This is a genomic window from Gluconobacter sphaericus NBRC 12467 (assembly GCF_006539125.1).
Classification (GTDB): domain Bacteria; phylum Pseudomonadota; class Alphaproteobacteria; order Acetobacterales; family Acetobacteraceae; genus Gluconobacter; species Gluconobacter sphaericus.
In genome coordinates this window covers 1-14889 of the sequence record NZ_BJMK01000043.1, presented here as the reverse complement: position 1 = coordinate 14889, position 14889 = coordinate 1, and the positions used below count along the sequence as shown (strand labels likewise).

Annotated in this window: 12 protein-coding genes and 1 pseudogene; 10 read left to right on the top strand and 3 right to left on the bottom strand. The window is 54.1% G+C overall.

Annotation, left to right across the window (positions count from 1 at the left end; genetic code table 11):
* Positions 1–64 precede the first annotated feature (64 nt).
* Positions 65–2140 (bottom strand): TonB-dependent hemoglobin/transferrin/lactoferrin family receptor, encoded by a 2076-nt coding sequence (locus GSP01_RS13315; RefSeq protein WP_255320906.1) that lies wholly within the window; start codon positions 2138–2140, stop codon positions 65–67.
* 426 nt (positions 2141–2566) lie between these two features.
* On the opposite strand from GSP01_RS13315, the gene GSP01_RS13310 reads away from it, so the two are divergent.
* The 9 genes from GSP01_RS13310 to GSP01_RS13270 all read left to right on the top strand — a co-directional run bounded on the left by GSP01_RS13310 (position 2567) and on the right by GSP01_RS13270 (position 11667).
* On the top strand, positions 2567–2896 hold the full coding sequence (locus GSP01_RS13310) for an antibiotic biosynthesis monooxygenase family protein (protein WP_141354272.1): 330 nt from the start codon (positions 2567–2569) through the stop codon (positions 2894–2896).
* Positions 2896–3828, top strand: coding sequence for a heme/hemin ABC transporter substrate-binding protein (locus GSP01_RS13305; RefSeq protein WP_228123799.1), 933 nt, complete (start codon positions 2896–2898; stop codon positions 3826–3828). Before GSP01_RS13310 ends, GSP01_RS13305 begins: the two co-directional genes overlap by 1 nt.
* A complete protein-coding gene (locus tag GSP01_RS13300; RefSeq protein WP_141354270.1) occupies positions 3825–4853 on the top strand; it encodes a FecCD family ABC transporter permease in 1029 nt (342 codons plus the stop codon). The genes GSP01_RS13305 and GSP01_RS13300 overlap by 4 nt, the downstream gene beginning before the upstream one ends.
* Positions 4850–5659, top strand: a complete 810-nt coding sequence (locus GSP01_RS13295) for an ATP-binding cassette domain-containing protein (RefSeq protein ID WP_141354268.1) — start codon at positions 4850–4852, stop codon at positions 5657–5659. The genes GSP01_RS13300 and GSP01_RS13295 overlap by 4 nt, the downstream gene beginning before the upstream one ends.
* Before the next feature lie 15 nt (positions 5660–5674).
* Entirely contained in the window at positions 5675–5995 is a 321-nt protein-coding gene (locus tag GSP01_RS13290; protein ID WP_141354266.1) for an antibiotic biosynthesis monooxygenase family protein, read from the top strand.
* 158 nt (positions 5996–6153) lie between these two features.
* Entirely contained in the window at positions 6154–6933 is a 780-nt protein-coding gene (locus GSP01_RS13285; protein WP_141354264.1) for an AraC family transcriptional regulator, read from the top strand.
* Positions 6934–7156: 223 nt separating this feature from the next.
* Positions 7157–9370 carry a TonB-dependent siderophore receptor gene (locus tag GSP01_RS13280; protein WP_141354263.1) on the top strand — a complete coding sequence of 738 codons (2214 nt, stop codon included), beginning with the start codon at positions 7157–7159 and terminating at the stop codon, positions 9368–9370.
* 257 nt (positions 9371–9627) lie between these two features.
* On the top strand, positions 9628–10611 hold the full coding sequence (locus GSP01_RS13275) for a DUF1852 domain-containing protein (protein ID WP_141354261.1): 984 nt from the start codon (positions 9628–9630) through the stop codon (positions 10609–10611).
* Between the two features lie 27 nt (positions 10612–10638).
* Positions 10639–11667, top strand: coding sequence for a methionine synthase (locus GSP01_RS13270; RefSeq protein WP_141354259.1), 1029 nt, complete (start codon positions 10639–10641; stop codon positions 11665–11667).
* Between the two features lie 238 nt (positions 11668–11905).
* Here GSP01_RS13270 and metF read toward each other — a convergent pair whose 3' ends face one another.
* Positions 11906–12754: a methylenetetrahydrofolate reductase [NAD(P)H] gene (gene metF, locus GSP01_RS13265; RefSeq protein ID WP_228123822.1), complete on the bottom strand. Its 849-nt coding sequence runs from the start codon at positions 12752–12754 to the stop codon at positions 11906–11908.
* A gap of 199 nt (positions 12755–12953) precedes the next feature.
* Between metF and GSP01_RS13260 the strand changes: the two genes are divergently transcribed.
* The gene (locus GSP01_RS13260; protein WP_141354255.1) at positions 12954–13847 is read left to right on the top strand and encodes a LysR family transcriptional regulator; all 894 of its coding nucleotides are present in this window, start codon (positions 12954–12956) and stop codon (positions 13845–13847) included.
* A 188-nt stretch (positions 13848–14035) separates the two neighbouring features.
* On the opposite strand, the pseudogene GSP01_RS13255 reads toward GSP01_RS13260, so the two are convergent.
* Positions 14036–14889: pseudogene (locus GSP01_RS13255) on the bottom strand (transposase); the annotation flags it as partial.

Here is a 14889-nt window from a genome sequence, read left to right as displayed (position 1 = left end):
CATCTGTGATATGAGCGCCACCCTCAAGAACGGACGAAAAGACTAATCCTCTCGCTCTGCAGAATCAGAAGTTAGCCAATAACGTTACCTTAAAGCTGCGACCCGGCTGAGTGTAGTACGCTTTCGGGACTGTAATGTTGTCGGGGATATCCAAAGCGCTATAATATTTTTTGTCAAATATATTATACATACCCACCTGAAGTCGCATATTGTGATAGAACCTTGGGGAGTACCAGCCCGTAAAGTCGAATATTGCATAACCGGGTGTCTTGTTAACGTTTGATGACATGTCCTGAACCTTGTTACGGGCTGCGGCAAAGGTTGTAGAAAGGTTCGTTCCCCAACGATCTGTGACGTAACCAAAACCGACGATCCCGCGGAACGGAGCAACGGAGTTGAGGTGGACATGTTCCTGCCTGTCCTGTCCATCTGAATAGGCGAGGGAAGTCCAGACTTGCCAGTGATCGGCGAAAGTCCAGTTTGCACGGGCTTCGACACCGTAAATACGAACACTCTGGCGATTGATGTATTTGTAGACGCCATAGGGGAAGTTTCCAAGTATACCAGCTTCTTCTGCTGTTCCTGTCACGCTATCGATGAAGTTGTGATAATAATTATCGTAAAAAGAAATGCTCGCACCCTTTTTGGAGTTTCCATAACGTGCGCCGATTTCCCAGCCTCTGCTGGTTTCGGGCTTCAGGTTCTGGTTTCCAATGGACGCATATGTTCCGGTTCCACCATATGTAAGATACATTTCATTGGCCGAAGGGGCACGGAATGCCTCGGCATATTGCGCATAGACTGTGAAATCCTTCAGAAGACGCGCCTCGACGAGGATCTTCGGGGAATAATGTGATCCACTTGCTCCACGCGGTGTGCCGCTGTAGATCGCATTGGCAACATAGCTCGGGGTATATTTCGGGCTGCGTTTATACCAGTCGAACCGGAAGCCCGGCGTGATATGCAGCCATTCGTGCTCACCATAGCCGATGCGATCCTGAACGATGGCACCAAGATCTGTTCCGTGTACATCAGGCATGTCGGACTGATTGTTATGCAGGAAATAGCAGGTATAAGTCGTAGCCGTGCAGTTGTCCTTGCCTGCGGCGTATTCGCTTGAATCAGTCAGATAGGCTTCGCCTCCCAGCGTAATCGCGTGATGTAGGGGACCGGTGAAGACGTTGGATGTGATGGAGCCAACAGCACCATAGGACTGGGTGGAGAGGATATCATTACGGTCATACTCACCGATCGGAGCTGTCAGACGATTGGCGGCCGTATCGTTGATCGTGTCTACGTTCTGCCAGTAGGCGGTCAGATGCGCCTCGCTAATGAAGGCTACGGGATTAGCGGCCTTGTAGTCGTATCCTGCGGAGACCCGGGAACGTTTTGTCTCTTCCAGCGTGTGATAGCGGCTGTAGGTACTATTAATGCTGGAAAGGGTGTTTTCATTATAGTTGCGGTCGAAAACCTCCCCGGTCAACGTCACGCGATGACCGCCTGCAAAGTAATGATGGATTTTTCCAAGGAAATTGCCTTGCGTATAGGATGCAGGATCCTTTTTGGAACGTGTCGTCCCTGTTCCGCCGATATCACCGTGGTTGCCCGTTTCGCTGCCATTCTGATAGCCGCCCTGGACGAGAATCATGGTGTTGCCGTAACGCGCGGCCAGAGCCTGGTTGAGGTAGGCACTTTCGCTTGAGCCGTCATAAGTGGCTTTCGACAATCCGCCGAATGTCCGGTTTTCTTTCAGAATGTCTTCGGGGTTCAGGGTACGCAGGGCAAGAACACCGCCTAGGGCGCCCGTCCCAAAGAAGCTGGAATTAGCGTTCTTGATGACATCGATACCGCCGAGGGCGTTGAAATCATAGGCCGAAACGCCGCCATCCAGGCCACGGGCACCGTTATCGGTCCAGGTCGTTCGGATACCATCGATGGTGGTGAGAATGCGGTTCTGGTCGAGGCCGCGCATATTGATGCTGAAATTGTTGGAATTGAAATTGACGGCCGCATCTACGCGTCGACTGTAGTCCGAAATATTGTCGATCATGCGGGTTTGAAGGGTTTTAAGTGTCGTCGTCTGGGTGAAGACGCGTGCCTTTCCGACATTACTGTAGTCGGCATCGGGATCGATTTTCATGGACTCAAGGAGATCTCCCTTTCCGGTCTGCCCATGTACGCGGACAGGGGCCAGAGCGATGGGAGCGTTCTGCAGGGCAGACGACGTTCGGGACGTGACAGCCACAGATTTCTTTTCTTGTGTGTCGGGGAGCACAGTCTGGGGTGTCATATCCTGTGCATATAAACGTCCGGGGCCTCCAGAGCCTATCAGGACAAGAGCAGAGGTGAGGAGAAGCTGACGTCGGCAGGAAATTTTGCGCTGGCGAGAAGGCATGTGAGTACGTCCTTGTTGAGAATCTGTCGCAACAAAATGCGAAAGCAAAACTCCTGTCAATAAGATGCGATTGATTCTTATTTTCATTTATGGCAGCACTGTCATATCGGATGGGACCATTCCTCTGTATCCGCCGAAAAATTGTGGAATTCCGGACGCGAAGAGAGCCAGATGTTCGTTGTTGTGAACCGTTTCAAAGTGCGGCTGGACCGTGAAGCCGACTTCCGGCGCCGCTGGTTAGATCGGGAGGTGCTTCTCAACACTGTCCCGGGCTTCCTCATGATCCAGTTCCTGAAAGGCGAGGCTGATTTCGACCATGTAGCTTACGCATCGCATGCGTCCTGGACGTCGCGCGAGGCCTTCGAGGTATGGCGTGGATCGGACCTGTTCCAGACCGCGCATAAGGACGCTGGCAAGGGCGAACCCCTGACGATAGGGCGACGGGAGTGCAGTGCCTATGAGGTGCTCCGGACGGTCGAAGGGATGGAGCAGGCCGCGTGATGAAGCAGGATTCTGCTCTTTCCCGTCGATGGCTGGGGCTGTCCCTGATCGCCATGAGCGTGACAGCAGGTCTCCTGCCCAAAACAGGAGAGGCAGCCTCTGTGCGGACGATAACGGACTGCCGCGGTCGTCGTGTTGTGATCCCGGCGGCACAGCGCATTGCCTGCATCGGCGGTACTATTACGGAAACGCTTTATGCGTTTAGGCGCTCGCGGAACATCATTGGCGTTGATCTGACGTCTACATGGCCAGAGCAGGCACAGCGGGAAAAGAAAAATCTGGGCTATATGCGGGCGATTTCCGCTGAAGGTGTTCTGTCTCTCAGGCCGGATCTGATCCTGGCCATGAATGATTCCGGCCCTGCCGCTGCGATGGATCAGCTTGCAGCTTCGGGTGTTCCGGTTGTGTTCGTGGATGCAACGCACTCGCCGGAAGCGATTGAGGGACGCACCCGTTTTCTGGCCGAAATCGTTGGAGCAGAAGCTGCAGGGGAGCATCTTTGCACCACGATTTCGGACCAGTTCCAAAAGCTGGCCTTATGGCGTGACGCCCATCCACAGAGGCGGCGCGTACTGTTCGTGATGCGCATGACAAACAACCGCCCCATGGCCGCAGGGGCGGGAACGGCTGCAGATGCTGTAATCGGTCTTGCCGGTGCGATCAATGCCGGAGCAGCCATGCAGGGCTATAAGATCGTAGATCAGGAAAACCTTGTCGCACTCTGCCCGGATGTAATCCTGACGATGCAACAGAGTGGGGATGCAATCCGGGATGAGCTTCTGGCTGATCCGGGGTTCCAGTTAACGCCTGCAGGTAAGAAGCGGGCGATCATTGCCATGGAGGGGGAGCGTCTACTTGGATTTGGGCCCCGCACGCCGCAGGCTGCGCTTGATCTGGCGCGCCTGATTGAAACGGCGGGTCATCCCGCATGATATCATCCCGGCGTCAGGCCCTGATCTTTTTGGTCGCTCTCATGCCATTGCTACTGCTGGCCATAATCACGGCCCTGAATATCGGAGCCACCGGCGTGCATCTGTCGGCTCTGTGGCATGGAGTGACGGATCCTTACATCCGGGCAGACCGGATCGTGCTGCTTCGCATCCGCGGGCCACGGGTGGTGATGTCGGGCCTGACCGGGGCAGCGCTGGCAGTTGCCGGAGCGATCATGCAGGGGCTTTTCCGTAATCCCCTGGCCGATCCGGGGCTGATTGGCGTGTCATCCGGGGCGGCACTAGCGACGGCCTGCATGATCGTGCTGGGGGGGGCATGGCTTGCTTCAGGTTCATGGGGTGTCTGGGCCATTCCTGCTGCGGGGATGTGTGGCAGCTTTGCTGCGGCCTATCTGCTGTATCTGTTTGCGACGCGCGGTGGCGTGACCTCCGTAAGTACCATCCTTCTGGCGGGCGTGGCGCTCGGGGCATTCTCCGGTGCGTTGACGGGCATTCTCATTTTCCGGGCCAACGATACTGCCCTGCGCGACCTGACATTCTGGACCATGGGCAGCTTCGCCGGCGCGACATGGTCCCGCATCGGGCTGTTATGTCCGTTCCTGTGCGTTGCGGCTGCGGTGACGACACGCCTGGCCACGCCGCTCAATGCCCTGCTACTGGGCGAGAGCGATGCCCGCCTGATCGGGTATCCGGTCGAGCGGATCAAGCGTCTGGCCATGGTGGCAGTGGCCTGCGCTGTCGGTCCAACCGTATCCTTCGTGGGAGCGATCGGGTTCGTGGGCGTCATCGTGCCACATCTTGTCAGGCTGGTGACGGGCCCGGATCATCGCCTCGTTTTGCCTGGAAGTGCGCTTTTAGGGGCAAGCCTCATGATCGTGGCCGATACGCTGGCGCGCGTGATTGCCACCCCTTCAGACGTTCCTGTGGGGATCGTGACAGCGGTTCTGGGAACGCCGGTCTTCGTCTGGCTTCTGTCTGGCTCCCACAGACGCGAGGTGGTCTCATGAGCCTTTCTCTTCAGGATGTCGTCTGGCACGCGGGTGGTAAAACGATCCTGCACGGGACGTCGCTTCGCTTTGAAGCGGGGCAGGTTACGGCCATTGTCGGGCCTAACGGGGCGGGAAAAAGCACGCTGCTCCGGATTGCCAGCGGATTACTGTCGCCGACCAGTGGAACGGTGACGTTGCAGGGTACGGAGTTGAACCACCTTGCTCCGGAACGCCTCGCTGCGATGCGGTCCATGCTGACACAGGAGACAGTTCTGCGGGCACGTTTCACATTGCGGGATCTCGTTGTGATGGGGGCGCGTGTCTCGGCGCCACGTCTGACCGGTCAGGAGCGCACAGTGTTGGCGGAAGACCTTCTCGGTCGTATCGGGCTGAAGCACTTTGCGGATCGCGATGTCATGGATCTTTCCGGTGGCGAGCGCCAGCGCGCCCATCTGGCCCGGGTCCTAATGCAGCTTGAGGCCGCGGTGTCGAACAAGGGGGATGCACCGGGATTTCTGCTGCTTGACGAGCCAATTTCTGCGCAAGATCCGGCCCGTCAGCATCTGGTCCTTGATCTTGCCCGCGCGCATGCCGGGAAGGGAGGCGGGGTCGTGCTGGTCCTGCATGACCTCAACTGGGCCGTGGCCTGTGCCGACAGGATCGTAGTCGTGCAGCAGGGCACCATTCATGCGCAGGGACTACCACAGGACGTTTTGACAGACACTCTGGCCCGGACGGTGTTCGGGCTGGAAGAGGGGCGCGTCCAAATCCATGAACGAACGGGCAAGCCCTACATCTTGCCGCACGATATTATTTTCAACTGATGAAAGAGAAGACAGATGCACCAGTATATTGCGATGAACCGTTTCCGGGTGTCACAGGAGAACGCGGAATCCTTTGAAAAACGCTGGCTGGAGCGGGAAATCCTCCTGAAGACGGTGCCCGGGTTCGTCAGTTTCCAGTTCCTGAAAGGCCCGACGCAGGATGGTCTGACGCTTTATGCATCACACACAGTCTGGGACTCCCATGATGCCTTCGTAGGATGGACCCAGTCCGAACAGTTTCGGCAGGCACATACAGGCGCTGGGCAGGGACGAACGCTGATGGTGGGATCCCCTGTTTTTGAAGGCTTTATGGTCCTTCAGAACGTCCCGGCCTGAAAGGCCGCATTCCCACTTAGATTCTTCAAAAAAATGAACGCGGAATATCCGCCAATGTTCTATGACGCATCATTCTGATGTCTTGATGCAGACGAAACATAGGGCAGGATCATTTTGCGGGATCTCTTTTGAAGAAGCATGAACGGGGTCATCGCACTATGAAGCGGACGGCCGATCTGCCGGACCGTCCGCCGCCGGTTGTGGGGTTTACAGACCGTTATCTGGGCGGTTTCGTCGACGAGTATCACACGCATGACCGCTCCCAGCTCTCGCTATTCCTGGGCGGAACAGTGACCATCAGTACGCTGGGACGCAGTTTCATACTTGGGCCAGGGCAGGGGATGTGGATCCCTGCCAACACGCTTCATCAGGCAATCTGCCGGACCGACCTGATATTTCAGGTCATTTACGTTGATCCGAAACTGCCGGAGGCCGAAGACCTTCCGTGCAAAATGTTCGATGCCTCATCCCTTATGCGGGGGCTCGTGGATGAGATTATCGCGATGCGATACGAGTTCTCCATGGATGAGCGCATGACGTCCATTGCGCAGCTTCTTGTCGGTGAAATCAGGCGTGCGCCTCCGATTGCGGATCGCTTGCTGTTTCCTTCCGATCCACGCCTGCTTCGCGTGTGTGAAGCGATTGCCGCCCAGCCCGGAGACTGCCACGACATCGACCACTGGGCGCGGGAAGCAGGCATGGCTCGGCGGACCTTTACCCGACTTTTCCAGCAGGAAATGGGCATGGGGTTCGCCGCCTGGCGCCGACGTGTCCGGGTGGTTGAGGCAGCTTCCCGCATTGCCGCAGGGCAGTCGATTTCTGAAGTCGCATTCGAGCTCGGTTACGAGAACGCCAGCAGCTTCAGCACGATGTTCCATCGGACCTTTGGCGTCTCACCCCGCATGGTGCGCTCAGGTACGCTGACACCATCGCTGTAACCGGCAGTTTTTTCTCAGCCTCAATCCCCCATCCAGACGACAACACGGCGACTTCCGTTCTCGGCGATCAGGCAGACTTTGTTCGCGTTCGGGCCAATGCTCGTCGCGTCGGTTGATGAGCCCTGCGAATGTGCTTAGGAGCGCAACTAAGAGTCATTCTCAATACAAAGGTGGACCGCCGCCCCTCTGGGTGCAGAAGCCGGTAACGACACATGGGTGGGGTATGCAGCGTAACAGGATCATCTACACGGCGCTTTTATCGATCGTTCTGAGCGATACAGCGTTTTCTGCCGATCAGGACAGAAAAGCTGACACGGACCGAAACGCTAGAAAAACAGCAATTGGTCACGTCGCACACAAATCCGTGGAAACACATGCAAAAGACGCCGAACGGATCAGAGTTCGCGGGCATCTGGCTTCGACCGTTGCGTCCTCCGCAACCAAGTCGAACACGCCTCTGATCGAGACGGCCCAGTCGGTAACGGTAATTACCCGTGACGAAATGGATGCTCGCGGTGTGCTGACCCTCAATCAGGCTGTTCGGTATGCCGCGGGCGTAACTGCAGACACACGCGGCGGAGAAGGAACGCGCTACGATCTTTTCGATCTGCGTGGCTTCACAGTTCCGACTTTTCTGGATGGTCTGAAATTTCAGGACAGTCCAACAGGTTTCGCAGTGGCACAGACTGACACGTTCCGCCTGGATCGCGTCGAGCTTCTGAAGGGGCCGGCATCCGCGCTTTACGGCCAGTCCAGCCCTGGTGGCCTTACGGCCATGTCCAGCAAGCTGCCAACAGACCAGCGGTTCTATGGTGGCGTAAATGCGACGGGCGGTCTGTTCGATCTCTATCGTGTCGATGCGGATGTAGGGGGCTTTGCGACGGATGATGGAATGGTTCGTTATCGTGTATACGGCACCATCAATGGGCAGCACACGCAGTTGAGTAGAACCGGAAGTCGGCGTTTCAGCATTAGTCCGTCCTTCACGTTCGGCGGGGACGGTCCGACAACCCTGACACTGCTCGGGAACTACCAGTATGATCCGGAGAACGGTTCCTATGGTGGAGTCCCGCTCATCGGTTCTCTTAAGCGTGCGTCCTACGGCTATCTGCCACGCAATTTTTATGATGGCGATGTCTCCGCGGAAAAATTCAACCGCAAGCAGGGAGCTATTACCTATATCCTGAACCACCGCTTCAACGACGACTGGAGCTTCAGCACGCGTGGCCGTTATGACGACATCCGAACGGTGTACCGGAGTGTCTATGACAACGGGTATTACGACAGCGATGACGGCACCAGCGGCCAGATGCTCTCGCGTTCCGCCTATGGCACGCAGGAACATACCTATAATCTGGCATTTGACAGCCAATTCAAGGGAAAGGTCCGCACGGGGCCGCTGCGTCACGCGCTGATGTTTGGTTTTGATTACATGCAGCAGAAGGCGGACGATACGGAAGCCTATGGCGATGCGCCGGATCTGGATGTGCTGCATCCCGACTATCACATGGCCATTCCCGACCTGACACCCTATCTGCGTTACGTCACAAAATCCCATCAGATCGGCGCTTATGGACAGGACGAGATCCGCTGGAAGCGACTGATTCTGACAGGCAGCATCCGCAATGACTGGTATCGCTCCAATCAGACCGAATATTTCGAGCAGTCCAATGACCGGCAAACGGCAAGTCAGGTGACCTGGCGCGCTTCAGGACTATATCATTTCGATTTCGGTCTCTCACCCTATATCAGCTACTCAACATCCTTTCAGCCGCAATCGGGCACGGTCTCCAATGATGGTGGTGCAACGCTGCGACAGGCCCATCCGTCCATTGGTAAGCAGCTTGAAGGCGGTCTGAAATACCAGATCCCAGGGACGTCAGTCCTTTTTACAGCAGCGGGTTTTCATATCGAGCAGAGCAACGTCCTCGTTTCCGTTGCCAATACGGGATACAGCCTGCAAAGCGGCCTGGTTCATTCGGATGGCTTCGAGTTTGAGGCACATGCCCAGCCGTTCCACAATTTGATGGTCACGGCAGCGGTCAGCTTCCAGAAGGTCAAGGATGACTCCACCGGTAAGCCGCTGATCCAGTCCGGCAAGGGAAATGCGTCCCTGTTCGCCTTTTACACAATGCCGTCCGGGCTATTCAAAGGGTTCGGTTTTGGCGGCGGTATGCGGTATTCTAATAAGACCTATGGTGGCGAAGCGACCTATGGCAGCGTCTGGCTCCCGCAATATGCCCTGTTTGACGCCTCAATCGCTTATGACCTGAACAACATGTCTCATTCCCTGCATGGCTGGAAGGTTGCTGCCAGTGTCAGAAACCTGTTTGACAGGAACTATATTGCAAACTGCTTTGCCTATGGTGCAGACGGGCAGTACTGTTACTACGGAGAGCGCCGGAACGCTCAGGCCAGCATAGGATACAGCTGGTAATCTTCATGACTTCCTGAAGGAATGCGGGAACAGGCCCTGCGGTTCATGTGTGAGCCGCACGGTCATATCACTGTCTGCTCACGAAGTACCGTTTCATTCATGAATGAAATTCATACTCAAATGAAATAAAATCATTTTTATTCAACAAACCTCTCAGGCATAAGATTTTGCATCGCTCTGAAACGCAAACTGAAGAAACATTCCTGAATAAAAAAGGGAATAATTGGGGATCTTCAGTAATTTAGGCAGTATCTATCATGTCGGTTGAATTTACATTCAATATCAAAAAAATCCCATTCAATGAAGATTACACACCCTCAGACAGCACGCGCCTGACGACCAATTTTGCCAATCTTGCACGTGGGGAACACCGGCAGGGAAATCTGCAGAACGTTCTGCGCATGATTGATAACCGTTTCAATTCTCTGGCACATTGGGACAACCCCAACGGAGACCGTTATTCCGTGGGGGTTGATATCATTTCTGCTGAAATGACTATCAAATCCGAGGGAGAAAATGAGAGCTTTCCTCTGATAGAGGTACTGAACACCTCTATCTTTGACAGAAAAGACGACAAACGCATCCCGGGAATTGTCGGGAACAATTTTTCATCCTACGTCCGCGACTATGATTTTAGTGTCCTGCTGTTAAATCACAATAAAGATTTGTCAGAATTCAGAACGCCTGAGCGTTTCGGTGATCTACATGGTAACCTGTTCAAGCACTTTATTAATTCAGAGTGCTACAAGGCTCATTTCAAAAAGATGCCCGTAATTTGCCTGAGCGTTTCAAGCAACAGGACTTATTATAGAACCAGAAATCATCATCCGGTGCTGGGCGTCGAATACGAGCAGCGGGAATTTTCGCTGACAGACCAGTACTTCGGGAAAATGGGTATGAAGGTCAGGTATTTCATGCCTGAGAATGCGTCCGCGCCTCTGGCCTTCTATTTCTTCGGCGATCTGCTCTCCGATTATTCCAATATGGAACTCATCAGCACCATCAGCACGATGGAATCTTTTCAGAAGATTTACCGTCCTGAAATCTACAATTCGAATTCTCCGGCGGCCGACTGCTATCAGCCGAGCCTGAAGCATCAGGATCATTCGGTAACCCGGATTATCTACGACCGCGAGGAGCGCAGCCAGCTGGCGATCGCGCAGGGCAAGTTTACGGAAGAGAGTTTTATCAAGCCGTATCAGGACGTTCTTGAGCAGTGGTCTGCCCAGTACGCCGTTTGAACACCCCAGAACACAAGGTCATCTGTCATGAAAACATTGCTTCCCACCTCAACGGCCGGCAGCCTGCCCAAACCATCCTGGCTGGCAAAGCCTGAAACACTATGGTCCCCCTGGAAATTACAGGGCGAGGAACTGATCGAAGGCAAACAGGATGCGTTGCGTCTGACGCTGGACGACCAGGATCGTGCCGGTATTGATATCGTCAGCGATGGCGAACAGACACGTCAGCACTTCGTCACGACATTCATTGAACATCTTAGCGGCGTTGACTTCGAGAACCGTCAGACGGTCAAGATCCGCAATCGTTACGATGCGAGTGTACCGTCAGTCGTGGGTGCCGTGACCCGTGAAAAGCCCGTCTTTGTTGAAGATGCGAAGTATCTGCGGGCACTGACGAAAAAAACGATTAAATGGGCGCTCCCGGGCCCCATGACGATGATTGATACGCTCTACGATGGTCATTACAAAAGCCGTGAAAAGCTGGCCTGGGAATTCGCAAAGATCCTCAATCAGGAAGCCAGGGAACTGGAGGCTGCCGGCGTCGATATCATCCAGTTTGATGAGCCGGCCTTTAACGTCTTCTTTGATGAGGTCAATGACTGGGGTATTGCCACTTTGGAGAAAGCCGTTGAAGGGCTGAAATGCGAAACGGCTGTCCATATCTGTTACGGGTACGGCATTAAAGCCAATATCGACTGGAAAAATGCGCTGGGAGCAGAATGGCGACAGTATGAGGAAATCTTTCCGAAGCTGCAGAAATCCAGCATCGATCTGATCTCATTGGAATGCCAGAATTCCCGTGTTCCAATGGATCTCATTGAGCTTGTGCGCGGCAAAAAGGTGATGGTGGGTGCCATTGATGTGGCGACCAATACCATTGAAACGCCAGAAGACGTCGCCAGCACGCTCCGCAAGGCCCTGCAGTTCGTGGATGCTGACAAGCTGTATCCTTCTACCAACTGCGGCATGGCGCCTCTGTCGCGTCGTATCGCACGCGGAAAGCTGAATGCTCTGGGTGCAGGTGCAGAAATCGTGCGCAAAGAACTTTCTGCGTGATCCTAGCGCTTCCCTGGTTCAGCGGAACCAGGGAAGCGTACAGCATGGACATCCAGGTTCATCTTCCCCATCAAAGTCAGTGATCTCTGGGGCTGAGCATGTCAGGGACGACATTTCCTGTTCATTCCCGGCTTCGTCTGTCGAGGGCAGGGCACTGGTAGAAGACCCTCCAGCCTGCGTTTCATTAAACATTGTTACCCCCTCTGTGATTTTCGATTTTTCTTCTTCATGAAGCTATCTAACTGCCTGGGCGCACCCCCAAAATATGCGCAATCGCGCAGGTCAGATCAGGACGGTTCAGCGTAGAGAAATGGAATTCGTTGATTCCATGGGACTGTAGAGCGCGAACCTGTTCTGCCGCTATGACACAGGCCACGATACGACAGAGTTCCGGGTTCTTCGCCGTTCCTTCAAATAGGTGCGTAACCCAGGTCGGTACCGTAACCCCGCACAGTGCCGAGAAACGTACAATCTGGTTATAGTTTGACACTGGCATAATACCGGGAACGATCGGAGCAGTGATACCGGCCGCCAGACAGCGATCCAGAAAACGTAGATAGGTTGAAGCCTCAAAGAAATACTGGGTAATGGCCCGACTGGCGCCTGCATCGATCTTGCGCTTGAGATTGTCTAAATCGGCTTGTGGGCTCAGAGCCGTAGGATGTGTTTCAGGGTAGGCGGCAACCGAGATTTCAAAGTCAGCAATGCGACGCAGGCCAGCAACAAGATCGCTGGCATAGGCATAACCACCATGATGCTGTGTATAGTCGGTTCCCGCGGGCGCATCGCCACGCAGAGCCACGAGATGCCTAACACCGGCCTGCCAGTAGGTGCGGGCAATATCATCGATTTCTTCGCGGGTTGCGCCAATACACGTCAGATGGGCAGCAGGGGCGAGCGTTGTCTCCTGTTTTAGGCGCAGGACTGTCTCCTGTGTTCGCGCCTGCATCGTGCCACCCGCCCCGTAGGTCACCGAAACAAAGCGAGGAGAGAGAGGCTCTAGACGGCGGACGCACTGCCACAAACGCTGCTCCATCGCGTTTGTCCTTGAGGGAACGACTTCGAAAGAGAGAACCGGAACAGGCATGCCAGAATGACAGAATAACGGATGCTCCGCCAGTTTCCCGGAAAAAAGGTGTTTCAAATTCGCATTCATAATCAACTGCATCAGATCGGTGAGGGGGGATGACCGACGTTCAGATGATTTCAACTAGAGCTTTATAATAATGAATATAAATGATATGTTTTCATGAATATATTAATTTAATGCATACAGGCGATGAGATATGAGCGTTCTGCAACGGAATCATCTGATGATTATTCAGGAAGTTGCTCGGGAAGGCTCACTAACAGCGGCCAGCTTGAGATTGAATCTGACCCAACCTGCTCTCAGCCATGCCGTTCGCAAGATCGAGATGCAACTCGGCGTGAAGATCTGGCGGCGCGAAGGCCGGTCTCTGATCCTGACGCAGGCTGGCCAGTGGTTGTTATCTCTTGCGAACCGGCTGTTACCGCAGTTTTCTCTGGCTGAAGAGCGGTTGGAGCAGTTTGCGAATGGTGAGCGTGGTACTTTGAGGATCGGGATGGAATGTCATCCCTGCTATCAGTGGCTTCTCAACGTCGTCTCGCCCTATCTCGAGCTCTGGCCGAAAGTGGATGTCGATGTCCGGCAGAAATTTCAGTTCGGCGGTATCGGGGCGATCCTGAGCAACGAGATTGATATTCTCGTAACGCCTGACCCGCTTCACAAGCCAGGCCTGAACTTCACGCCAGTCTTTGATTATGAACTGGTTCTGGTCGTGGGAAGTGGTCACAGATTGTATGGCATCGATTGCGTCACGCCTGAGCAGCTTGCCGATGAAACTCTCATCACCTATCCTGTGCCCTCGGAACGGCTGGACATCTATACCCAGTTTCTTCAACCAGCCGGTATTGCACCTCGTCAACAAAAACAGATCGAGACGACGGATATCATGTTAGTCATGGTGGCACATGGACGGGGAGTTGCGGCACTTCCCCGATGGCTGGTGGATGAATATGCCTCACGCTTTGACCTGCATTCTGTCAGATTGGGCGAAAATGGAATTGCCAAGCAAATCTTTCTAGGGCGTCGTGAAACTGATGCTGATGTTCAGTATCTCACAAATTTCATAGAATTTGCTGCTGATCATAAATATTAGTAAATATTTTTACTGAAAAATGGATACAATATTTTTAAAATGACATATATAATTAACCCTTTTGAAATTTTATATATCAATTGATTCTATAGTAGCTTGTTTATCCTGATTTTTAATTTTTCGTCCCACTTCCTGAAGATAGTTTTCGCTCTCCGTTTATCGCAAGTATAGAGTTCTCATGAGCAAGATCAATACTTGATCTCTCTGATCCGCTTCAGGAAGAGGATCAGCGCATGTTGTAGACGATATTGGCCAGCCGATCCTCATGGTAGCTCACGCGACGCCGATTATCTGGACGAACAACCTGGTTTGCGATTTCTGATCAGCAAAGACATGCTCGACGCGCGAGCGGATCACTGATTTTCCTGCATTGGACCACTGAATATGGCGGGGCATGGGCTTGAGATGCGGCTTTTTCTTGTGAACTTTCGAGACGAAATCCTCTTTGCCCATGAAGCCCTCATCGGCTTTCGAGCGATAGGCGGTGTCTGCCCAAACGGTTGAGGCTGTATTGGTTTTACCCAGAAGGCCCTCGCGCAGTCTGACACCATCACTGGCAGCAGCATCCGTTATCTTCCATTTTCGGATCAGTCGGAACTTCCGGTCGATGGAAACATGCGATTTATAGCCAAAGAATGGAATGGCGAGGTCCGTGGCCGGAAGCGTCCCGTCCTCCTGCCGCTTTACCTTCATGAACTTCAGTGGCCAGCGGGCGTGCCTGTCCTGGTGGGACAGCTTTACCGGCTTGCCTTCCCAGCCTTAGGGGATCCGTCCTGCCCGAAGATCGGCTTTCTCTCTGTTGTATTGTGATGCTTTGGCGCTACCACCAGTGTTGCATCCAAGATTTGGCCGGACATCGGCAGATAACCGACGTTCCGCAGGGTGGTGTCAAAGCGCTCGAACAGCTTCTGGACGGCGCCAGCCTCGGCCAGACGTTCGCGAAACAGTCAGACCCTTTTGGCATCGGGCACCCGATCTGAAAGTCCCAGACCGAGGAAGCGCATGAAGCTCAGGCGGTCGTTGATCAGATATTCCGTTCGTT